The sequence below is a fragment of the Microbacterium hominis NBRC 15708 genome, assembly GCF_001592125.1.
GTDB classification, from domain to species: domain Bacteria; phylum Actinomycetota; class Actinomycetes; order Actinomycetales; family Microbacteriaceae; genus Microbacterium; species Microbacterium hominis.
In genome coordinates this window covers 522,027-541,344 of sequence record NZ_BCWI01000001.1, presented here as the reverse complement: position 1 = coordinate 541,344, position 19,318 = coordinate 522,027, and the positions used below count along the sequence as shown (strand labels likewise).

Genomic DNA, 19,318 nt, shown 5'->3' with positions numbered 1-19,318 from the left:
CGGTGTCACCGACAATGGACTCATGGGACGTGGCGACGGATCGGGACGGATCGTCTCCGCCGACGGCGCGGATGACACCGGCACCCGCATCCTCCACGTCGACATGGATGCCTTCTACGCCTCCGTCGAGGTGCTCGACGATCCGTCGCTCGCGGGAAAGCCGCTGATCGTCGGCGGAATGGAGGGGCGCGGCGTGGTGTCCAGCGCCTCCTACGAGGCACGACGGTTCGGCGTGCGCTCGGCGATGGGGGTCGCCCAGGCATTGCGTCTGTGTCCGCAGGCGGTCGTCGTCCCGCCGCACTTCGAGAGGTACGCCACCCTGTCGCGCCAGGTGATGTCGATCTTCCACGACATCACGCCGCTGGTCGAGCCGCTGTCCATCGACGAGGCGTTCCTCGACGTGTCGGGCGCCCGGCGGCTCTGGGGCTCGCCCGGCGAGATCGCACGGATGCTGAGGGCGCGGGTGCGCAGCGAGACCGGTCTCGTGTGCAGCGTGGGGGTCGCGGCCACCAAGCATGTCGCGAAGATCGCCTCCACGCGTTCCAAACCCGACGGCCTGCTGATCGTCAGCGAGCCGGACACGGCCGCCTTCCTCGCCGGACTCCCCGTGTCCGCGCTGTGGGGCGTCGGCCCGAAGGCCGCGGAAGCCCTGGAGAGCCGGGGCCTGCGCACGGTGTCCGACATCCTCGCGGCGCCGCGCGGCGTGCTCGATCGCGCCCTGGGCGCTGCCGGCGGCGAGCGGATCTGGCAGCTGGCTCACGGCATCGATCCCCGCGCCGTCGAGACCCAGCGTGTCGAGAAGAGCATCGGCCACGAGGAGACGTTCCTGCACGACGTGGCCGACTCCGCCGTCCTGCGCAGCGAACTGCGGCGCCTGTCCGACCGCGTCGCCTCCCGGCTTCGCGCCGGCGGATGGCGAGCGGGCACCGTCGCGCTGAAGCTGCGCTACGCCGATTTCACGACGCTCTCGCGCTCACAGACGCTCACGGAGCCGTCGGACGTCGGCCAGCGCATCGGCGACGTCGCGATCGGCCTCTTCGACGCGGTCGAGCTGGCGCAGCCCGTGCGGCTGATCGGCGTGCGCGCCGAGAAGCTCCGCGGCGGCGACGGCGGCGCGCTGCCCCTGTGGGACGACGACGCGGAGTGGCGCCGCGTCGACGCAGCGCTCGACGATGCGCGCCAGCGCTTCGGCGGGGGAGCCGTCACCCGTGCCAGCGTGCTCGGCCCGCGCCGCGACGTGAATGCGCTGCCGACGAATCCGCGACTGCCTCGCACCGACTGACGTTCCGGGCTACGGTGGAGCCATGCCCAATCTCGCACTCGAACTCGGCAAGCAGTCCGCAGCGCTCGGCGTGAACAGCGTCTACGGCGAACAGCAGGACGTCGACGGCATCCGGCTCATCCCGGTCGCTCTGTCGTGGTCGGGCTTCGGCGCCGGCGAGGACGAGAGCGGGAACAACGGCGGGGGAGGCGGAGGTTTCGCCGTTCCTCTCGGCGCCTATATCCGCAAGGGCGACGACCTCCGTTTCGAGCCGAACCTGGTGTCGTTGGTGGCCGTGGCGATCCCCTTCGTGTGGGTCGCGGGGCGGACGCTCAGCCGCATCATCCGTGCACTCAAGCGCTGAGCACGCGCACAGCGACGAGGTCGACGCCGCCCTCGACGACGCGGTGACTCTCGTCGAACGGGCCGTGGTCGCGCTGCCTCCGGGCGTCCTTCCCATCGTGCTGATCGACGGGCGCTCCGGCGCGGGGAAGTCGACGGTCGCCGCGCGCGTGCGCGCCCGCTGGGCGGGCCCGGTCACGATGATCGGGCTCGACGAGCTCTACCCGGGGTGGGACGGGCTGGCGGAGGGCGCCGAGATCGCGCGCACCCGCATCCTGGAACCCCTCGCCTCCGGGCGCGCCGCGCACTGGAACCGCTGGGACTGGGTGCGAGACGCCCCCGGAGACGGCGTCGTGACCCCGGCCTTCGTGCCGCTGATCCTGGAGGGGTCGGGCGTGCTGACCCCCGCCTCCGCACCTCTCGCGCCGGTCCGGCTCTGGCTGGAGTCGGCGGAGCCGGGCCGCCGCGATCGCGCGCTCGCTCGCGACGGCGACACCTATCGGCCGCACTGGCAGCGGTGGGCCCGCCAGGAGGACGCCCATCTGAGCGCGCACCATCCGCGCGACCTGGCCACCATCCGCGTCGACGTGCCGTAGCGGCCGGCGCCGCCGTCAGTCCTCCAGCGCCTGCAGCAGACCTTCGAGACGGAAACCCAGCCAGTTGTAGACCCCGAAACGGGGGTCGTCGTCGTCCTGATCGTCATCCGCGACGATCCCCAGGCGCGTCGCCATGACCAGGCGCACCGCGGTGAGCGTGCGCAGCCAGGCGGTGACGGCGGCGGCATCCAGCTCGACGACGAACGAGGTCTCCGCCTCGACGCGATCGAGGTCGGCGGCGCGCAGGACGGTTCCCTCGCGCTGCAGCGAGGTCAGCACCGTCTGCGCGTCGTCGCGGCGGCGGTCGAGCAGGTCGTCCTGCGTGAAGCGACGGAACTCCGCGGCCGCCTGCGCGTCGTCGCGGTACGCATCCGGCACGAGCCGCGCGATCGCCGGATCGTCCGCGTCGTCGAGCGCATCGGCCAGGAGCTGGGCGAACTGCGCGATCAGGTCGGTGAGGTGGGCGGCCTCGAGCGCCGAGAGCTCCATCCGCACCGCCGTCGTCACGAGTCGGCCTGTCGGACGGTGGCCCACAGGCCGAAGTCGTGCATGGCCTGCACGTGGAGCTCCATCTGCTCGCGGGCGCCTTCCGCCACGACGGCGTGCCCCTCGTGGTGGACGAGGAGCATCAGCTGCTCCGCACGCTCCCGGGAGTAGCCGAAGTAGGTTCGAAAGACGTGGACGACGTAGCTCATCAAGTTCACCGGGTCGTTCCACACGACCGCCTGCCACGGCCCCGCGGTCTCCGAGCGGATGTCGAGGCGGAGGTCCTCCAGAGGGATCGTCACGCCCACCCCAGCTCGTGCAGGCGGGCGTCGTCGATGCCGTAGAAGTGCGCGATCTCGTGGACGAGGGTCGTGTGCACCTCGTCGCGCAACTCTTCGATGCTCTCGCAGGCGTGCAGATGGGGCTCCCGGTAGACGATGATGCGGTCCGGGAGCTCGCCGGAGCCGTAGCGGTCGCGCTCGGTCAGGGCGAGGCCGTCATAGAGCCCGAGAAGGTCCAGCGAGCCGTCCTCCGGGCGATCCTCCACGACGAAGACCACGTTGTCGAGACCGACCAGCATGTCATCCGGCAACAGGTCGATCTCGTCGGACACGAGGTCCTCGAAGCCGTCGGCATCCAGATCGATCATGAGGGACTCCCGACAGGGAAGTGAGTGGGGTGGCTAACGGGGCTTGAACCCGCGACCCCCGCGACCACAACGCGGTGCTCTACCAACTGAGCTATAGCCACCATGTGCCTGCTTCCAGGCAACCAGACGATTCTATTACACACCTGGCGCGAATGACGACACGGCGGCCGCAGCAGCCTCTCTGGCCTGATCGCTCGTCGGTCCCGGCTCGGGCACGAAGACCGCCTGACGGTAGTAGGCGAGCTCGCGGATCGACTCCTGGATGTCGGCCAGCGCCCGATGCCCGCCGTCCTTCGCCGGCGCGTTGAAGTACGCGCGCGGGTACCAGCGCCGAGAGAGCTCCTTGATGCTGGACACGTCGACGCTGCGATAGTGCAGCCACCGGTCCACGCGCGGCATGTACTTGGCCAGGAACATCCGATCGGTGCCGATGGTGTTCCCCGCCAGCGGGGCCTTGCCCTCGGGGGCGAACCGCTGGATGTACTCCAGGGCCTCGAACTCGGCCTCCGCCAGGCTCACGCCGTGGGGGATCTCCGCCAGCAGACCGGACGTCTCGTGCATCCGCGTGACGAAGTCGTTCATGTTCTCGAGCGCGGAGGCGTCGGGCCGAATGACGATCTGGAAGCCGGGATCGAGCGCGTTCAGCTCGAAGTCGGTGACGATGATCGCGATCTCGACCAGCTCGTCGACCTCCAGATCGAGCCCGGTCATCTCGCAGTCGATCCAGACGAGGCGGTCGTTCTCCGCGGCATTCACCATGCGTTCATCCTACTGAGCGCCGCCGACGTCGCGCCGCGTCGCGCACGGCGCAGAGGCGCGACGCGACGCTGCGAAGACGTCCCTCCAGGAGGATTCGAACCCCCGACCTGGCGGGTAGAAACCGCTCGCTCTATCCACTGAGCTATGGAGGGGTGGGACGACATCTCCACCGTACCGGGTGCGCCGCGCTTCGCGCGCGAGCCGTGCGAGAGACGGCCGCCGCCCTCTCGCGCGGACGCGCCCGGGGGCGTAGCGTCGGATCCGACGAGAGGAGTCAGCATGAGCACCACATCGTCCACGCTCTGGGTCGCGTACGGCGCCGAAGGCAACGTCGTCGGCACGGTCCGCAAGTCGCCGGAGGGCTACACCTCCACGATCGCGGGGGCCTCCGCCAGTATCGGCACGTACCCCACCATGGACATCGCCAAGAACGCGCTGCACGGCCATCTTCCCCACGGATCCGACTGGCCGCGGTTCCGCGAGCACTGACACCCGCGCGACGCCTCGCTCACCGCGACGGCTCGGCCACGATCGCTCCCGTCCGGCGTCCCGCGGCCGCCCTGCCGTGCGCGCTGCGCGCGTCGGGGTCCAGCAGCGGGAGCGCCACGTGGACGAGCGGTCCGATGCCCGCCGCGAACAGCAGCGTGCCCAGTCCCACCGTGCCTCCGAGGAGCCAGCCCGCCAGCAGCACGGAGGCCTCGACGAGGAGGCGACAGGCCCAGATCGGCCAGCCGAGGCGCGTGTGCATCCCCGTCATCAGCCCGTCGCGTGGACCGGCGCCGAAGTGGGCGCCGATGTAGATGCCGGATGCCACCGCGACCAGGACCATGCCGAGGACGAACACGGCCAGCTGCGCTCCGAAGCCCGAGACCGCGGGAACGGTGCTGACCGTCACCTGCATGCTCGTCCCGACGATCAGGATGTTCGCGACGGTCCCGATACCCGGCTTCTGTCGCAGGGGGATCCACAGCAGCAGGACCAGCAGTCCGACGATGTTCGTGATCCAGCCGATGCCGACCCCGGTCTGCACCGACAGTCCCTGGGCGAACACGGTCCACGGGTCCAGCCCGATGCCGGCGCGAACCATGACGCCGCACCCCGCGCCGTACAGGGCGAGGCCGACGAGGAGACGGATGACGCGAATCGACATGACGACATCCAATCGCAGTATTGGACCTCTCAGACCAGTCCAATCGCGATACGGTGGACGTCATGGACTCCAGGATCACGGCGCGCGCCCTCTCCTCCGCACTCGGCGGATGGCGGACGCGTGAGCCCGCGTACGAGGCACTCGCCGACGGTATCCGGCTCCTGTGCCTCGACAACCGCATCGCCGCGCACACGGCGTTGCCGGCGGAGCGCGATCTGGCGGCGACCCTGCGGGTGAGTCGAACGACGGTGGCCGCGGCGTACCGCAGCCTGCGCGACAGCGGCCACATCGAGAGCCTCCGCGGCTCCGGAAGCGTGACCCGCCCGCGCCCCCGACGCGACGTGGGTCGCGTCGCCGCGGACGAGGGGGCGATCGACCTGCAACAGGCCAGTCCGGCGGCATGGCCCGGGCTGGCCGGCGTCATCAGCGAGGCGGCGGCCGATGCGGCCAGCATCGTGTCGCGCGCCGGGTACGACGTGCGCGGCTCCCTCGCGCTGCGGGAGGCGATCGCGGGCCGATACCGCCGCCTCGGCATCCCGACGTCGGCGGAGCAGATCGTCGTCACGACGGGAGCGCAGTCGGCCATCCACCTCCTGGCGACCGTGCTGATCGGTCGCGGAGATCGCGCGGTGATCGAGACCCCCACCTATCCGCATGCCGCGGAGGCCCTCCGTTCGGCCGGAGCGCGGCTCAGCGCCGTGCCCGTGACGACGGCCGGCGGATGGGACCTGGACAGAGCCGCCCAGGTGTTCGCGCGCACGCGGCCCCGGCTGGCGTACCTGATGCCGCGCTTCCAGAACCCGACCGGTCGCTCGATGAGCGCGTCGGAAGAAGCCCTCTTCTCCCGGTCGGCACGCGATGCCGGCACCACCCTGATCGTCGACGAGACCACGGCGGAGCTCGTGATCGACGGCCCGGCGACGCCGCCCGCTTTCGCCTCGGAGCGCGTCATCCGCGTCGGATCGGTGGGCAAGTCGGTCTGGGGCGGACTGCGCGTGGGGTGGATCCGAGCCGAGGAGGAGCTCGTGCAGCGCATCGTGGCGGCGCGTCCGCCGCGCGAGCTCGGAACGCCCGAGTTCGAGCAGGTGGTCACGACGCGACTGATCGCACGGATGCCCGAGATCCTCGCGCAGCGGGCCGAGCTTCTGCGTGCGGGTCGTGACACCGTCGTCGAGGCGCTCGGCGCCGCACTGCCGACGTGGCACGTGCCTGTCGTCGACGGTGGCGTCGCGCTCTGGGTGGAGCTCGACGCGCCCCTCAGCACCGGTCTGGTGCTGGCTGCTCGTGCCCACGGGGTGTATCTGTCCGCCGGATCGCGCTTCGGCGTGGACGGCCCGCACGATCGGCATCTGCGCATTCCCTTCACCGCACCTCCCGAAGAGCTCCGGCGCGCCGTCGACGTGCTCGCGCGGGCGTGGCCGACGGTGCGGGCTGCTGCTCCGGTACACGGCGGCGAGTTGGTCGACGCCGTCGTCTGAGTCTCATCGGAGGGGGATCAGGGCCTCAGCGGAGGTAGATCAGGCAGTCGACGGCCTCCCGCGCCGTCCAGAAGGCGCCGAGCGGACGCAGTCGCGCACGCGCCAGATCGAACCGCTCGGCGTGATAGCGCACGCCGTCGGCGCCCTCCTCCCAGCGCACATGGCCGATGACGCGTCCGGAGCGATCGAGGACGCGCCAGCGCTGCGGGGAGACCGGGTGGAACGAGCAGCCGCGAACGGCCGCGGGGACGGGAGCGAGCGTACGTGTCATCGGAACTCCTGACTCTGTCGTGATCGAACATAGCTTCGACGTCGGACATCGAACGACGCGCGTCGTCCGAGCCTCCTGCACAGGTCGCGGCCCTGCGGAACTCTCCACGGATGGCGCGCGAGACGGCGATCGCGTCGGTGTGCGGAGGGACGCTGTTCGTGCTGCGGCGCCCGGCGGGCACCCGGGTGCCGCAGCGGCCCCGGAGAGTCCGGGGCGATGAGAGGAGTGGGAACCATGAGCGATCGCATCACCGTCGTCGGAAACGTGGCCTCGACCCCGGAACGGCGGGAGCTGCCCGGGGGGATCCCCGCCATCAGCTTCCGTCTCGCGAGCAGCGAGCGACGACACGAGAACGGGCAGTGGGTCGATGCGCACACGAACTGGTACTGGGTCTCGGCCTACCGGCGGCTCGCTGAGCACGCCCTCGCCTCGCTCGAGAAGGGGCAACGCGTCATCGTGACGGGGCGGTTCCGCATCAAGCAGTGGGAGTCGGGAGGAAAGAGCGGCTCGTCGGCCGAGATCGACGCCGACGGGCTCGGCCACGACCTGCTGTTCGGCACGACGACCTTCCACAAGCCGTCCGCGTCGCCCGCGCAGCTACCTGCACCCGCCGCCGACGCGACCGGGTGGTCGGTTCCCGGCGGTGTCGCGCACGACCCGCGTGCGATCGGCGCGGAGCAGCCGGTCGCGGCCGCCGACGCGTCGGGGGAGTCTGCGCAACTCGTCGGTGCGGGCGCGTGGTCGCCGGCGCGCGACGACGAGACACCGTTCTGATCACGACCCGCATCCGCCGGGCCTGGCAAGGGCGCGGTCGTGCCGGGGCCGGTGTGGAGTGGGCGTCCAGCGACGCCGCCTAGACTCGAGGCGTGAGAAGAGACGTCCATCGCGCGGCCCCCGGCCTGCTCGCCGTCGGCCTCGCGGTGACGCTGGCTCTCGCCGGATGCGCGCCGTCGCCGACTCCCGCGCCGTCCCCGTCCGTCACCGCGACACCGTCGGCCACGGCCACGCCCACGCCCACGGGACCGGTGCTCGAGCCGGGTGGCACGGCGACGCAGAACCTGCCCTTCTTCAGCTCGATCGTCGACGCCGTCGCCGCCGGCCCCGCCGCCCTGCAGGGCCGGGCCTACATCGATGCCCTCGTCGCGGCCGGCTTCGACAAGTCGGCGATGGAGGTCACGCAGGATCTGACGACGGTCGGCAACCAGGCCGACTCCATCCAGTTCTCGGTGCGATGGCAGGGGGAGTGCCTCGTGGGACAGGTCGGCCCCTCCGTCTCCGGCCCGCAGACCCGGGTGCTTCCGGAGGTGCCCGGCGGCACCTGCCTCGTGGGACAGACGCGTCCGATCGACTGGTGACCCGGCCGCGGCCACGCCGCACGCCGCCGTCAGTCCCTCGGCTGTCGCCGTCCCCGCGCGAGCGGGCCGAGCGCACGACCCCGTCCGCGTAGACTTGGGCCGTTATGGCCGAATACATCTACTCCATGGTCCGTGCCCGCAAAGCGGTGGGCGAGAAGCTGATCCTCGATGACGTCACGATGGCGTTCCTCCCCGGCGCCAAGATCGGCATGGTCGGCCCCAACGGCGCCGGTAAGTCGACGATCCTGAAGATCATGGCGGGACTCGACGCGCCGTCCAACGGCGAGGCCAAGCTCACCCCCGGCTTCAGCGTCGGCATCCTCATGCAGGAGCCCGAGCTCGACGACACCAAGACCGTGCTCGAGAACATCCAGGACGGCGTGGCGATCAAGGCGAAGCTCGACCGCTTCAACGAGATCTCCGCTCTCATGGCCGATCCCGACGCGGACTTCGATTCGCTGCTGGCCGAGATGGGCGTGCTCCAGGAGGAGATCGACGCCGCGGACGGCTGGGACCTCGACTCGCAGCTCGAGCAGGCGATGGACGCCCTCCGCACCCCGCCCGCCGACGAGCCGGTCACCAAGCTCTCCGGTGGTGAGCGGCGCCGCGTCGCCCTCGCCAAGCTCCTGCTGCAGAAGCCTGACCTGCTCCTGCTGGACGAGCCCACCAACCACCTCGACGCGGAGAGCGTGCTGTGGCTCGAGCAGCACCTCCAGTCGTACAAGGGTGCCGTCATCGCCATCACCCACGACCGGTACTTCCTCGACAACGTCGCGGAGTGGATCGCCGAGGTCGACCGCGGCCGGCTCATCGGCTACGAGGGCAACTACTCCACCTACCTGGAGAAGAAGGCCGAGCGCCTCGACATCCAGGGCAAGAAGGACGCCAAGCTCGCCAAGCGTCTGAAGGACGAGCTCGACTGGGTCCGTTCGTCGGCCAAGGGCCGTCAGACGAAGTCGAAGGCTCGTCTGGCCCGCTACGAAGAGATGGCGGCCGAGGCGGAGCGCACCCGCAAGCTCGACTTCGAGGAGATCCAGATCCCCGCCGGCCCGCGCCTCGGCACCGTCGTGATCGAGGCGAAGAAGCTGCAGAAGGGGTTCGGCGACCGCTCGCTCATCGACGGTCTCAGCTTCAGCCTGCCGCCCAACGGCATCGTGGGTGTCATCGGACCCAACGGCGTCGGAAAGACGACGCTGTTCAAGACGATCGTCGGCCTCGAGCCGCTCGACGGCGGCGACCTGAAGATCGGTGAGACGGTCAAGATCAGCTACGTCGACCAGAGCCGCGCCAACATCGACCCGAACAAGACGCTGTGGGAGGTCGTGTCCGACGGGCTCGACATCATCACCGTCGGCAAGACGGAGATCCCTTCGCGGGCCTACGTCTCCAAGTTCGGCTTCAAGGGACCCGACCAGCAGAAGAAGGCGGGTGTGCTCTCGGGCGGTGAGCGCAACCGGCTGAACCTCGCTCTCACGCTGAAGGAGGGCGGCAACCTGCTCCTCCTCGACGAGCCCACGAACGACCTCGACGTCGAGACGCTGAGCTCGCTGGAGAACGCCCTGCTCGAGTTCCCCGGCTGCGCGGTGGTCATCACGCACGACCGGTGGTTCCTCGACCGCATCGCGACGCACATCCTCGCCTACGAGGGCACCGACGAGCAGCCGGACAAGTGGTACTGGTTCGAGGGCAACTTCGAGGCGTACGAGGCGAACAAGATCGAGCGCCTCGGCCCGGACGCCGCGAACCCGCACCGCTCCACGCACCGCAAGCTCACCCGTGACTGAGCGCCTCCACGTTCCCATCCATCTGAGATGGGGTGACCTCGACGCGTTCAACCACGTGAACAACGCGACGATGTTGAAGCTGCTCGAAGAGGCGCGCGTGCGGGTGTTCTGGACACCGGTGTTCGGTGACTCGGCGCCCGACACCGCCGTCATCGACGCGGGTGTGGATGCCGGGGTGCTGACGCTCATCGCGCGTCAGGAGATCGAGTACCTCGCGCCGGTCCCGTACCGCCGCGAGCCCCTCGACATCCAGATGTGGTTCGGCAAGCTCGGCGGCTCGAGCATCGAGGTCTGCTACGAGGTGTACAGCCCGCGCAGCGACGGCGACCAGACGCTGTACGCGCGCGCCTCCTCGTCGGTCGTCCTCGTCGACGCGCAGACCTTCCGCCCCGTGCGGCTGAGCGACACGATGCGCGACGCCTGGAGCCCCTACGTGGGGGAGCCGGTCGCGTTCCGGCGGCACTGACCGCGACGACTGCGGCGCGGTCAGGTGCGATCCGGTACCCGCACCATGATCTCCTGACCGACCGACGCGACCAGATCGCCATCGCGGGTGAAGATGCGTCCGGAGGACAGTCCTCTCCCGGCGCGCGCACTGGGGGAGTTCTGCGCGTACAGGAGCCACTCGTCGACCCGTGCCGGGCGGTGCCACCACATCGCGTGGTCCAGGCTGGCGACTTTGAGCCCCGGTTGCGACCACGCGATGCCGTGCGCGCGCAGCACGGACTCCTGGATGGTCAGATCGCTCATATAGGCCAGGACGGCGCGGTGCAGGGCGGGATCGTCGCCGATGGGCCGCTTCGCGCGCATCCACACGTTCTGCTGCGCGCTGCGCTGCGGGGCCACGGCGTCGTAGATCGCTCCCTCGGCGTGGACGACCTCGATGGGGCTGCTGGCGAGGAGGCGTTGCGACAGCGGATGCCGTCCGGCGGCCGGCCACTGCCGGATCGCCTCTTCGGGTGTGAGGATCCCCTCCGGCATCCCGCTCTGATGATCCAGGCCCGGGTCCTCGCGCTCGAACGAGGCGATCATGGAGAAGATGGGCACGCCGTCCTGGAAGACCTGCGTGCGGCGCGTCGAGAACGAGCGTCCGTCGTGGATGCGATCCACCGAGAGCGTCACGCCGCGCCCCGCGTCGCCGGGACGGAGGAAATACCCGTGCATCGAGTGCGGGACGCGGTCGTCGTCGGTCGTCCGGTCGGCCGCGATGATCGCCTGCGCGAGCACCTGCCCGCCGAAGATCCGTCCGGTCGGCATCGGATGCGAGGCTCCGGTGAAGATGTCCTCGGTCGTGCGCGCGTCTCCCGAGGAGAGGTCGAGCACATCCAGCATCTCCGCGACGGGATCCTCGCCGCTCACCCTGCCGTCTCCACGTGCTCTCCGTCCGTCTCCGCTGCCGCTTGATAGTTTAGGTGGGATGTCCGCCCACCTCCTGTTCGCCGACGCCCCGAGCGCCGCCGACGTGCTCGTCTTCGCCCAGCGCGCCGCCCGCCTCGGCGATGGGACGGTGCGTCTGCGCGCATCGGGAGGCACCCTCGCCGTGACCTCGGCGCCGCTGGCTCCGCAGACGCTCTTGGAGGCGACGCCGACCGTCCTCGGCATGCGTTTCGTGCGCGTGGATCCCGAGCTGGAGTGCGACCTCGTCGTGGATGCCGCCGCGCTGGCACCCGGCGACGCCCCGAACGCGATCGCCCTGCCGGACTCCGCGGTGACGGCGCCCTGGGCCGGGGTCTCCCCGCCGCGCTCCGGGTGGGAGCGCGCCGCCTCCCTCGATGCGGCGACCCTCGCCGCTCGTGCGCAGTGGGGCATCGCCGCCGTCGCGGAGGCCGTCCCGGACGCGGCGGGCGAAGACGTCGTACGACTGGTGCGGGCGCAGGTGTGGGGCGAGCCGGACGGCGAGGTCGTGGACCTGCCGCGCGGCGTGGCGTTCGCCGCCTTCGCCCTCGGCTTCATCGGGGGCGAGGAGACGGCGACCGTCCATCGCAGCGGACCGTGGACCCGCGTGAGCCTGCGCCGGGGACACGTCCTCACGCGCACCCGGGTGCACTCGGGGCTCACCGAGGTCCGGGCGACGGGCGCCGCCTGACCCAGGTCGGCCCCGTCGACGCGGTGGTCGCGCTCAGAGTGCGGCGGCGGCCGCCCGTCCGGCGATCCTGCCCGAGAACAGGCATCCACCGACGAAGGTGCCCTCCAGCGCGCGGTAGCCGTGCACGCCGCCGCCGCCGAAGCCTGCAGCCTCGCCGGCCGCGTACAGCCCGCCGACCGGAGCCCCGTCGGTGCCGAGGGCACGACCCGACAGGTCGGTCTCGATCCCGCCGAGCGACTTGCGGGTGAGCACGTGGAGCTTCACGGCGATGAGGGGCCCGTTCTGCGGATCGAGGATGCGATGCGGCTTCGCGGTGCGGATGAGCCGGTCGCCCCGGTAGGCACGGGCTGCGCGCAGCATCGCGATCTGCGCATCCTTCGTGAAGTCGTTCTCGATCTCGCGGTCGCGCGCTTCGAGTTCACGTCGCACGGTGGACGCGTCCAGTGCTTCACCGCCCGGCAGCGCGCGCATGCCGTCGATCAGCTCGTCCAGCGTCCGGCGCACCACGAAGTCCGCACCGTGGTCGAGGAAGTCCTGCACGGGCCCGGCGGCCCCCGCACCGAGCCGCGAGCGCACCAGCAGGGGCACGTCCTTGCCGGTGAGGTCCGGGTTCTGCTCGCTTCCCGAGAGGGTGAACTCCTTCTCGATGATCTTCTGCGAGAGGACGAACCACGAATGGTCGTGGCCGGTGGCGCGCAGGTGCGCGAGGGTTCCCAGGGTGTCGAAGCCGGGGTAGAGCGGAACGGGAAGCCGCGCGCCGGTGGCGTCCAGCCACACCGACGACGGCCCGGGCAGGATCCGGATGCCGTGGTTCGGCCAGATCGGATTCCAGTTCTGGATCCCCTCGACGTAGTGCCACATGCGGTCGCCGTTGATGAGGTGGGCGCCGGCGGCGGCGGATACCGGCTGCATCGATCCGTCGACGTAGGCGGGAACCCCGGTGATCATCGTGTCGGGGGCGGTCCCGAGGCGGGCGGGCCACTGGGCGCGCACGAGGTCGTGGTTGCCGCCGATCCCGCCCGACGCGACGATCGTGGCGCCCGCCGTGACCTCGAAGGCTCCCACGATCTCGCGCGAGCTGACGGCGCCCCGTGGTGCGCCGGAGGGGGCGAGGATGTCACCGCGTGCGCCGGTGACGCCGGCCCCGCCGGTGCTCAGGGCCGTCACGCGGTGCCGGGGGAGCACCGTGAGGCGCCCCGTCGCCTCCGCCTGCTCGACGGCCGCCTGGAAAGGGGCGACGAGCCCGGGGCCGGTACCCCAGGTGATGTGGAAGCGCGGGACGGAGTTTCCCGGTCCGGTGGCGTTGTAGCCTCCGCGCTCGGCCCAGCCGACCACGGGGAAGAAACCCACGCCCTTCTCGCGGAGCCAGGCGCGCTTCTCGCCGCTGGCGAACTGCAGGTAGGCCTCCGCCCACCGGCGCGGCCAGAGATCCTCGTCGCGGTCGAACCCGGCGGTGGCGAACCAGTCCTGCCGAGCGAGCTCGAGGGAGTCCGCGATCCCCATCCGTCGCTGTTCGGGGGAATCGACGAAGAACAGGCCGCCGAACGACCAGAACGCCTGCCCACCCAGATTGGGGCGCGGCTCCTGGTCGAGGAGGGCGACGGTCTTTCCGGCGGCGGCCGCTTCCGTCGCCGCGACGAGACCGGCGAGGCCCCATCCGATGACGAGGACGTCGACCTCGCGTGTCGTGGTGGTGCTCATCGTCGACTCCTTCGTCGTCTCGTCGCTGAGATTCGGACCGTCAGCGCTCGGGGGATGCCGCGACATCCTCCGTCGGGCGCGGGTGCACCGGCAGGTGCGCGGCGCTGGACGGACGATCGGGACCGATGCCGCTGGGCTCGAACGTGTTCACCATGGCATGCGCGGCCCGCTGCAGGTAGTCCCAAAGCGTCGCTTCGTGCAGCGGTGAGAGGTCGAGCTCGTCGACGGCGGTGCGCATGTGCGCGAGCCAGCGGTCGCGGGCGTCGGGATTGACGTGGAAGGGGATGTGCCGCATGCGCAGCCGGGGGTGCCCGCGGCGCTCGCTGTAGGTGGTCGGCCCGCCCCAGTACTGCTCCAGGAACAGCGTCAGCCGCTCCGCCGCCGGGCCGAGGTCGGCCTCGGGGTACATCGGCCGCAACACCTCGTCGTCGGCCACGCCCCGGTAGAAGGCGTCGACCAGTCGGACGAACGTCTCATGCCCGCCGATCTCGTCGTAGAAGCTCCCGCTCTGCGCGCTCATGAGTCCTGGCCCTTCGTCTGCGGAGCCGGAGCGCCGTCCGTCGTCGCCGACGAGTTCTCCTCCGCGCCGGTCCGCTTCGAGGCGGCGCCTCCGCGCTTGGGCTTCCAGATGCCCTTGCCGTCGGCGGTCGCCACCGGGGTCGGCCGGGTGCGCGGCGGGTTCGCGCCCCGCACGCGCTGGGCTCCCTCGAGCCCGGCGAGCATGACGGTGTTCATCGACGGCAGCGTCACACCGAGGTCGTCCATCGCGCGCTTGAGCCGCATGCGCAGCTCGCGCGCGACGTCGTCCTTCGCATTGGCCCGCGTCTTCATCACGAGACGGATCACGAGGGCATCGCCGGTGATCGACTCGAGTCCCCACACCTCGGGCTGCTCGATCACGCGCGTGCGCCACTTCGGATCCTTCGCGAGAGACTTCGCTGTGGCGAGCATCGACTTCTCGACCTGATCTATGTCGACGTCGACCGGCAGCGCGAGGTCGATGATGACGCGCGACCAGCCCTGCGACATGTTTCCGATGCGCGTGATCTCCCCGTTGCGCACGTACCAGAGCGTGCCGTTGACGTCGCGGACGTGCGTGATCCGCACGCTGACGTACTCGACGATGCCCGTCGCCAAGCCGAGGTCGACGACGTCGCCGATCCCCACCTGGTCCTCCGCGACGATGAAGATGCCGTTGAGCACGTCCTTGACGATGTTCTGGGCACCGAAGCCGAGGCCGGCGCCGATCGCGGCGGACAGCAGCGCGAACGAGCCGAGCGCGTCGGGGGCGACCGTTCCGAAGATCAACAGGATCGCGATGATCACGATGGCGACGTTGACGATGTTCTGGAGGATCGAACCCAGTGTGCGGGTGCGTTGGACCAGACGCATCGCGGCGAGGGGCGAGCGCTCGAGGGCCTGCGTGTCGTCGACGTTCGCCTTGCTCTTCGCCCCGGACACGATGCGGTTGACGATGCGGCGGATGACGAGGCGAAGGATCCAGGAGGCGAAGAAGGCGCCGACGGCGATGCCGATGCTCGCGAGCACGTTCATGCCCGCCTGGCCGAGGAAGACCAGCACGTTCTCCCACAGCTTCGGATCGATGACGGGGGCGGCGGGATCCCCACCGGTGTCTTGGAAGTACAGCATCGTTCCGATCCTAACGAGCACGCCCTGGGGAGTGATCGTGAGGAGCGTGCGCATCCGGGTCGCGCGGTGCCGGGAGACGATCGAGGAGCGCCTCTCCCCGGTGGGCGAGGATCACCGCCTGGATGCGGTCGCGCGCGCCGAGCTTCGCCAGGATGCGGCCGACGTGCGTCTTCACGGTCGTCTCGCCGAGGTAGAGCTCGGCGGCGACCTCGGCATTGGTGAGGCCGCGCGCGATCGCATGGAACACCTCGCGTTCGCGGGGCGTGAGCTCGGTGAGCCGCGCCGCGAGCTCCGATGCGGCGCCGTCCGCATCCGTCGCGTGGGCGTTCGCCGCATTGCGGCGCCGGAGAACCTCACGGGTGACGCGGGGAGAGAGCACGGCGTCGCCGGCGGCGACGGCACGGACGGCGCCGACCAACGCCGCGCGATCGACGTCCTTGAGCAGGAAGCCGCTGGCTCCGGCATCCAGCGCACCGAAGGCGTACTCGTCGAGATCGAAGGTGGTCAGCACCAGCACGCGCGTGCGCGGGACGGTGCCGACGATCCGCGCGGTGGCGGCGACACCGTCGAGCCTCGGCATCCGCACGTCCATCAACACGACGTCGGGATCGAGCGCGACGCAGAGCTCGACCGCTTCCTCGCCGTCGGAGGCCTCGCCCACGACGACGATGTCGTCCTCGGCGCCCAGCACGAGTCCGAATCCCAGTCGGATCAGTTGCTGGTCGTCGGCGACGACGACACGGATCGGCTCCGCCGCGGTCGTCATCTCGCCACCGCCGCGTCCTGCGGCACCGTCAGGCGCACGCGCCACCGGCCGCCTCCGATGGGTCCGGCCTCGGCTGCGCCGCCTACGCGTGCGGCGCGCTCGTGCAGTCCACGGATGCCGTAGCCACCGGTGGCGGGGGAAGCCCCTGCGACCACGCCGTCGTTGACGACCTCGACCTCCACTCCGCCGCGGTCGGTCGAGATGGTCACCGCCACGCGGGTCGCCGACGGGGCGTGTCGCATCACGTTCGTCAGTCCCTCCTGTACGACGCGCGCAACGGCCAGTCTGAGGTGGCGGTCATCGATGGGGGGACCCGAGGTCTCCACGGTGACGGGAAGCCCGGCGCTGCGGGCCGCCTCGACCGCGGCACGCACGGTGTCGCCGTCGAGGGGGACGAGCGGTGCGTCGTCCTCGGCATCCCCGTCGCGGAGCAGCCCCAGCATCGCGCGCATCTCGTCGAGCGCACTGCGCGCCGTGACGGCGATCTGCGCCGTCGCGGCCCGACCGCGCTCCGCGTCGGAGGTCGCGCTCGCCCCCTCGGCCAGCGCGACGACGACCGTCAGCGAGTGGGAGACCACGTCGTGCATCTCTCGCGCGATGCGGGTGCGCTCCGCGCTCGCCGCGAGCCGCGCGTGCCGTTCCCGCTCGGCCCAGAGCTGGCGCGACGTGTCCATCAGCGCGGCGAGGTAGCGGGCGCGGTTGCCGACGTTGACGCCGATGAGCGTGCCGAGCAGAAGACTCACGATGAGTGCCGCACAGCCGTTGAGTGCGGCGACGAGGTCGGTGACGCCGCTCAGCACCATCACCCCCGCGCACGCCAGCGCCGCTCCGACGGCGACGGCCCCGGCACGCCACGCCGCGGCCGACCCCGTGTACACGGCGACCGCGAAGACTGCGACGGCGACCGCCGCGCCTCCCACGCCGGCGCCGGACGAGACGGCGAGCACGGCACCCGCCGTCGCGAAGGCGAACGTGACCATCGGCCTCCGCCGCCGCCAGAGGAGGGCGACGCAGGCGACGGCCAGCAGGACGACCGCGAACGGTCGCGCGCTCTCCCAGAGCACGCCCACGTCTCGCGCCTCCGTGCGTCCCGGTGCGGAGAAGGTGAGAATCGCCGTCGCGAGCGCGATCAGAACGTCGGCGGTGCGCCGGTGCCGCGCCCAGAAGCGCCGGATGACTCCCGGCGGACGCGGAAGCCGCAGCTCGCTCGACGCGGGGTCGGGAGAGCCACGGCTTCCGGCAGACACCATGGCGGTGTCAGGCGTCGCGACCGCGCAGTGCCGCCCACGCGCCGAGCAGCAGTGCCGCAGGCCAGGCGGCGAGCGTCAGCAGGCCACGGACGACCTCGTCTCCGCCGGCCGTCGTCGCGGACTGGGCTCCGGACATCGGCAGGTACTGACTCGCATCGACGATCCACTTCCAGCCCTCCCCGGCGAAGGAGAACATCGACAGGACGATGGGCAGCACGAACAGCACACCGACGGTCGCGGCGATCGCACCGGCGCCGTTGCGGACGATGAAGCCGAAGCCGAGTCCGATGAGCGCGAACGTCGCCATCGCGAAGACGCCCGCCAGCAGCGGCGACCACGACTGCGCCGGGTCGGCCCAGTCGATCGCCGTCGTGAGGATCGGCGCCGTCGCCAGCACGGAGATCGCATAGGTGGCTGCGGTGGCGAGGGCCAGGAGCACCGTCACGACGAGCGCCTTGGCCAGCAGGACCGCGCCGCGACGCGGCTCGGCCGTCAGCGTCGAGCGGATCATGCCCGTCGAATACTCGCCCGTGATCGCGATCGCGCCGAGGATGCCCGCGACGAGCATCGTGAACTGCATCGGCATGACGACCACCATGACGGGCGCAAAGCCCGAGTCGAAGTCGCGCAGGGCGGCGGCCATCATGAGGGAGATGCCCACCGACAGCACGACCGTGATGGCGAGCGACCACCACGTCGAGCGCAGCGACAGGAGCTTGATCCACTCGCTGCGCACGACGCGGACGAACGACAGGTGGTAGGGCGACCCGGGGCGGGCCGAGACGGAGCCCGCGGCAGCGGCGGGGACGGTCGCGGTGGTCATGCGATCTCCTTGGTCTTGTACTGGACGGCGCCTTCGGTGAGCGCCATGTAGGCCTCTTCCAGCGAGCCGCTGCGCGGGGTCAGCTCGTGCAGCGGGATGCCGCGCTGCGCGGCGATGTCGCCGATGGCGCTCGCCGCGATGCCGGCGACGACGAGCCTGCCCTCGCCGGTGTCGGTCACGGTGACGTCGGGCGAGCCGAGCGCGGCGGCGAGGTCGGCGGCACGCGGGGTGCGCACGAGCACCTCGTTGCGCGTCCACGCGCTGACGAGCTCGGCCAGCGGCGCGTCGGCGAGCACGCGTCCGCGTCCGAGCACGATCACGTGGTCGGCGGTCTGCGACATCTCGCTCATGAGGTGGCTGGACAGCAGGACCGTCCGTCCCTCACCGGCGAGGTGGCGCACGAACTGGCGCACCCAGCGCACGCCCTCGGGATCGAGGCCGTTGACGGGCTCGTCGAGGATGAGCGTCTGCGGGTCTCCGAGCAGCGCGGCGGCGATGCCGAGGCGCTGCCCCATGCCGAGCGAGAACTTGCCGGCGCGCTTGTTCGCGACGGCCTCGAGCCCTGTCAGCGCGATGACCTCGTCGACGCGGGAGGTGGGGATGCCGTGCGTCGCCGCCATCGCCCGCAGGTGCCCGCGCGCCGATCGACCCGTGTGCACGGCCTTCGCGTCGAGCAGCACCCCGACCTCGGTGAGCGGAGAGCGGCTGTGGGTGTAGAGGTGCCCGCCGACCGTCACACGCCCCGAGGAGGGCGCGTCGAGGCCCACGATCATGCGCATGGTGGTCGACTTGCCGGCTCCGTTGGGGCCGAGGAACCCGGTGACCTGCCCGGGCTGCACGGCGAACGAGACGTCGTCGACGGCGGTGGTGCTTCCGTATCTCTTCGTGAGGTTCTCAGCAACGATCATGCT

At 71.0% G+C, this 19,318-nt stretch carries 24 protein-coding genes and 2 tRNA genes; 10 read left to right on the top strand and 16 right to left on the bottom strand.

From position 1 onward, the window contains the following. Positions 1–22: 22 nt before the first annotated feature. Genes MHO01S_RS02635 through MHO01S_RS02625 form a run of 3 tightly spaced genes read left to right on the top strand, consistent with a single transcriptional unit; the run spans position 23 to position 2,199 of the window. Positions 23–1,282 (top strand): DNA polymerase IV, encoded by a 1,260-nt coding sequence (locus MHO01S_RS02635; protein ID WP_060958510.1) that lies wholly within the window; start codon positions 23–25, stop codon positions 1,280–1,282. 22 nt (positions 1,283–1,304) lie between these two features. Next, positions 1,305–1,625, top strand: a complete 321-nt coding sequence (locus MHO01S_RS02630) for a hypothetical protein (RefSeq protein WP_060958511.1) — start codon at positions 1,305–1,307, stop codon at positions 1,623–1,625. Continuing rightward, positions 1,609–2,199 (top strand): nucleoside/nucleotide kinase family protein, encoded by a 591-nt coding sequence (locus MHO01S_RS02625; protein WP_060958512.1) that lies wholly within the window; start codon positions 1,609–1,611, stop codon positions 2,197–2,199. Before MHO01S_RS02630 ends, MHO01S_RS02625 begins: the two co-directional genes overlap by 17 nt. A gap of 15 nt (positions 2,200–2,214) precedes the next feature. Here the strand turns inward: MHO01S_RS02625 and MHO01S_RS02620 are convergent, their stop codons facing one another. From MHO01S_RS02620 to MHO01S_RS02595, 6 genes are all read right to left on the bottom strand, one after another. After that, a complete protein-coding gene (locus MHO01S_RS02620) occupies positions 2,215–2,706 on the bottom strand; it encodes a DUF2017 family protein (protein WP_231734855.1) in 492 nt (163 codons plus the stop codon). Beyond that, a complete protein-coding gene (clpS, locus tag MHO01S_RS02615; protein ID WP_060958584.1) occupies positions 2,703–2,987 on the bottom strand; it encodes an ATP-dependent Clp protease adapter ClpS in 285 nt (94 codons plus the stop codon). Before clpS ends, MHO01S_RS02620 begins: the two co-directional genes overlap by 4 nt. Next, positions 2,984–3,334, bottom strand: a complete 351-nt coding sequence (locus MHO01S_RS02610) for a metallopeptidase family protein (protein WP_060958513.1) — start codon at positions 3,332–3,334, stop codon at positions 2,984–2,986. Before MHO01S_RS02610 ends, clpS begins: the two co-directional genes overlap by 4 nt. Before the next feature lie 25 nt (positions 3,335–3,359). Further along, positions 3,360–3,435: transfer RNA gene (locus MHO01S_RS02605), tRNA-His, on the bottom strand. Between the two features lie 34 nt (positions 3,436–3,469). Beyond that, positions 3,470–4,093, bottom strand: coding sequence for an oligoribonuclease (gene orn / locus MHO01S_RS02600; RefSeq protein ID WP_060958514.1), 624 nt, complete (start codon positions 4,091–4,093; stop codon positions 3,470–3,472). 79 nt (positions 4,094–4,172) lie between these two features. Beyond that, a tRNA-Arg gene (locus MHO01S_RS02595) sits at positions 4,173–4,245 on the bottom strand. 127 nt (positions 4,246–4,372) lie between these two features. Here MHO01S_RS02595 and MHO01S_RS02590 point away from each other — a divergent pair. Beyond that, positions 4,373–4,582, top strand: a complete 210-nt coding sequence (locus MHO01S_RS02590; RefSeq protein ID WP_060958515.1) for a hypothetical protein — start codon at positions 4,373–4,375, stop codon at positions 4,580–4,582. Positions 4,583–4,601: 19 nt separating this feature from the next. Here MHO01S_RS02590 and yczE read toward each other — a convergent pair whose 3' ends face one another. Next, complete coding sequence (gene yczE, locus MHO01S_RS02585; protein WP_223848921.1) at positions 4,602–5,243, bottom strand: membrane protein YczE; 642 nt, start codon at positions 5,241–5,243, stop codon at positions 4,602–4,604. A 62-nt stretch (positions 5,244–5,305) separates the two neighbouring features. Here yczE and yczR point away from each other — a divergent pair, with 62 nt between their 5' ends. Beyond that, complete coding sequence (gene yczR / locus MHO01S_RS02580) at positions 5,306–6,721, top strand: MocR-like transcription factor YczR (protein ID WP_060958516.1); 1,416 nt, start codon at positions 5,306–5,308, stop codon at positions 6,719–6,721. Between the two features lie 25 nt (positions 6,722–6,746). Here the strand turns inward: yczR and MHO01S_RS02575 are convergent, their stop codons facing one another. Next, a complete protein-coding gene (locus tag MHO01S_RS02575; RefSeq protein WP_060958517.1) occupies positions 6,747–6,992 on the bottom strand; it encodes a hypothetical protein in 246 nt (81 codons plus the stop codon). Between the two features lie 234 nt (positions 6,993–7,226). Here MHO01S_RS02575 and MHO01S_RS02570 point away from each other — a divergent pair, with 234 nt between their 5' ends. The 4 genes from MHO01S_RS02570 (at position 7,227) to MHO01S_RS02555 (ending at position 10,597) form a co-directional block, all read left to right on the top strand. Next, a complete protein-coding gene (locus MHO01S_RS02570; protein WP_061781791.1) occupies positions 7,227–7,766 on the top strand; it encodes a single-stranded DNA-binding protein in 540 nt (179 codons plus the stop codon). 92 nt (positions 7,767–7,858) lie between these two features. Next, positions 7,859–8,347, top strand: coding sequence for a DUF6993 domain-containing protein (locus MHO01S_RS02565; protein ID WP_060958519.1), 489 nt, complete (start codon positions 7,859–7,861; stop codon positions 8,345–8,347). 104 nt (positions 8,348–8,451) lie between these two features. Further along, on the top strand, positions 8,452–10,131 hold the full coding sequence (ettA, locus tag MHO01S_RS02560) for an energy-dependent translational throttle protein EttA (RefSeq protein ID WP_060958520.1): 1,680 nt from the start codon (positions 8,452–8,454) through the stop codon (positions 10,129–10,131). Beyond that, a complete protein-coding gene (locus tag MHO01S_RS02555; protein ID WP_060958521.1) occupies positions 10,124–10,597 on the top strand; it encodes an acyl-CoA thioesterase in 474 nt (157 codons plus the stop codon). Before ettA ends, MHO01S_RS02555 begins: the two co-directional genes overlap by 8 nt. Before the next feature lie 20 nt (positions 10,598–10,617). On the opposite strand, the gene MHO01S_RS02550 is transcribed toward MHO01S_RS02555, so the two are convergent. Further along, complete coding sequence (locus tag MHO01S_RS02550; RefSeq protein ID WP_371836315.1) at positions 10,618–11,490, bottom strand: acyl-CoA thioesterase; 873 nt, start codon at positions 11,488–11,490, stop codon at positions 10,618–10,620. A 58-nt stretch (positions 11,491–11,548) separates the two neighbouring features. Between MHO01S_RS02550 and MHO01S_RS02545 the strand changes: the two genes are divergently transcribed. After that, on the top strand, positions 11,549–12,217 hold the full coding sequence (locus MHO01S_RS02545) for a DUF8185 domain-containing protein (RefSeq protein ID WP_060958522.1): 669 nt from the start codon (positions 11,549–11,551) through the stop codon (positions 12,215–12,217). 33 nt (positions 12,218–12,250) lie between these two features. Here MHO01S_RS02545 and MHO01S_RS02540 read toward each other — a convergent pair whose 3' ends face one another. From MHO01S_RS02540 to MHO01S_RS02510, 7 genes are read right to left on the bottom strand one after another with little or no spacing between them, the layout of a single operon-like run. Continuing rightward, a complete protein-coding gene (locus MHO01S_RS02540) occupies positions 12,251–13,918 on the bottom strand; it encodes an FAD-binding dehydrogenase (RefSeq protein WP_060958587.1) in 1,668 nt (555 codons plus the stop codon). A 40-nt stretch (positions 13,919–13,958) separates the two neighbouring features. Next, complete coding sequence (locus tag MHO01S_RS02535; protein ID WP_060958523.1) at positions 13,959–14,438, bottom strand: globin; 480 nt, start codon at positions 14,436–14,438, stop codon at positions 13,959–13,961. Continuing rightward, on the bottom strand, positions 14,435–15,568 hold the full coding sequence (locus MHO01S_RS02530; RefSeq protein WP_060958524.1) for a mechanosensitive ion channel family protein: 1,134 nt from the start codon (positions 15,566–15,568) through the stop codon (positions 14,435–14,437). Before MHO01S_RS02530 ends, MHO01S_RS02535 begins: the two co-directional genes overlap by 4 nt. A 10-nt stretch (positions 15,569–15,578) precedes the next feature. Further along, positions 15,579–16,334 carry a response regulator gene (locus MHO01S_RS02525; protein WP_060958525.1) on the bottom strand — a complete coding sequence of 252 codons (756 nt, stop codon included), beginning with the start codon at positions 16,332–16,334 and terminating at the stop codon, positions 15,579–15,581. After that, positions 16,331–17,584 (bottom strand): sensor histidine kinase, encoded by a 1,254-nt coding sequence (locus MHO01S_RS02520; RefSeq protein ID WP_061781790.1) that lies wholly within the window; start codon positions 17,582–17,584, stop codon positions 16,331–16,333. The genes MHO01S_RS02525 and MHO01S_RS02520 overlap by 4 nt, the downstream gene beginning before the upstream one ends. A 7-nt stretch (positions 17,585–17,591) precedes the next feature. Beyond that, positions 17,592–18,407 (bottom strand): ABC transporter permease, encoded by an 816-nt coding sequence (locus MHO01S_RS02515; RefSeq protein WP_060958527.1) that lies wholly within the window; start codon positions 18,405–18,407, stop codon positions 17,592–17,594. After that, a complete protein-coding gene (locus tag MHO01S_RS02510; RefSeq protein ID WP_061781789.1) occupies positions 18,404–19,315 on the bottom strand; it encodes an ABC transporter ATP-binding protein in 912 nt (303 codons plus the stop codon). The genes MHO01S_RS02515 and MHO01S_RS02510 overlap by 4 nt, the downstream gene beginning before the upstream one ends. Positions 19,316–19,318: the final 3 nt, after the last annotated feature.

What these genes read in the sequence shown, in the direction of transcription:
- MHO01S_RS02515 (WP_060958527.1), bottom strand. Translation starts at nt 18,407, where the DNA reads ATGACCACCGCGACCGTCCCCGCCGCTGCCGCGGGCTCCGTCTCGGCC.
- MHO01S_RS02610 (WP_060958513.1), bottom strand. Translation starts at nt 3,334, where the DNA reads ATGATCGATCTGGATGCCGACGGCTTCGAGGACCTCGTGTCCGACGAG.
- MHO01S_RS02535 (WP_060958523.1), bottom strand. Translation starts at nt 14,438, where the DNA reads ATGAGCGCGCAGAGCGGGAGCTTCTACGACGAGATCGGCGGGCATGAG.
- MHO01S_RS02635 (WP_060958510.1), top strand. Translation starts at nt 23, where the DNA reads ATGGGACGTGGCGACGGATCGGGACGGATCGTCTCCGCCGACGGCGCG.
- MHO01S_RS02570 (WP_061781791.1), top strand. Translation starts at nt 7,227, where the DNA reads ATGAGCGATCGCATCACCGTCGTCGGAAACGTGGCCTCGACCCCGGAA.
- MHO01S_RS02510 (WP_061781789.1), bottom strand. Translation starts at nt 19,315, where the DNA reads ATGATCGTTGCTGAGAACCTCACGAAGAGATACGGAAGCACCACCGCC.
- ettA (WP_060958520.1), top strand. Translation starts at nt 8,452, where the DNA reads ATGGCCGAATACATCTACTCCATGGTCCGTGCCCGCAAAGCGGTGGGC.
- yczR (WP_060958516.1), top strand. Translation starts at nt 5,306, where the DNA reads ATGGACTCCAGGATCACGGCGCGCGCCCTCTCCTCCGCACTCGGCGGA.
- MHO01S_RS02530 (WP_060958524.1), bottom strand. Translation starts at nt 15,568, where the DNA reads ATGCTGTACTTCCAAGACACCGGTGGGGATCCCGCCGCCCCCGTCATC.
- yczE (WP_223848921.1), bottom strand. Translation starts at nt 5,243, where the DNA reads ATGTCGATTCGCGTCATCCGTCTCCTCGTCGGCCTCGCCCTGTACGGC.
- MHO01S_RS02545 (WP_060958522.1), top strand. Translation starts at nt 11,549, where the DNA reads ATGTCCGCCCACCTCCTGTTCGCCGACGCCCCGAGCGCCGCCGACGTG.
- MHO01S_RS02590 (WP_060958515.1), top strand. Translation starts at nt 4,373, where the DNA reads ATGAGCACCACATCGTCCACGCTCTGGGTCGCGTACGGCGCCGAAGGC.
- MHO01S_RS02540 (WP_060958587.1), bottom strand. Translation starts at nt 13,918, where the DNA reads ATGAGCACCACCACGACACGCGAGGTCGACGTCCTCGTCATCGGATGG.
- MHO01S_RS02525 (WP_060958525.1), bottom strand. Translation starts at nt 16,334, where the DNA reads ATGACGACCGCGGCGGAGCCGATCCGTGTCGTCGTCGCCGACGACCAG.
- orn (WP_060958514.1), bottom strand. Translation starts at nt 4,093, where the DNA reads ATGGTGAATGCCGCGGAGAACGACCGCCTCGTCTGGATCGACTGCGAG.
- MHO01S_RS02575 (WP_060958517.1), bottom strand. Translation starts at nt 6,992, where the DNA reads ATGACACGTACGCTCGCTCCCGTCCCCGCGGCCGTTCGCGGCTGCTCG.
- MHO01S_RS02520 (WP_061781790.1), bottom strand. Translation starts at nt 17,584, where the DNA reads ATGGTGTCTGCCGGAAGCCGTGGCTCTCCCGACCCCGCGTCGAGCGAG.
- MHO01S_RS02630 (WP_060958511.1), top strand. Translation starts at nt 1,305, where the DNA reads ATGCCCAATCTCGCACTCGAACTCGGCAAGCAGTCCGCAGCGCTCGGC.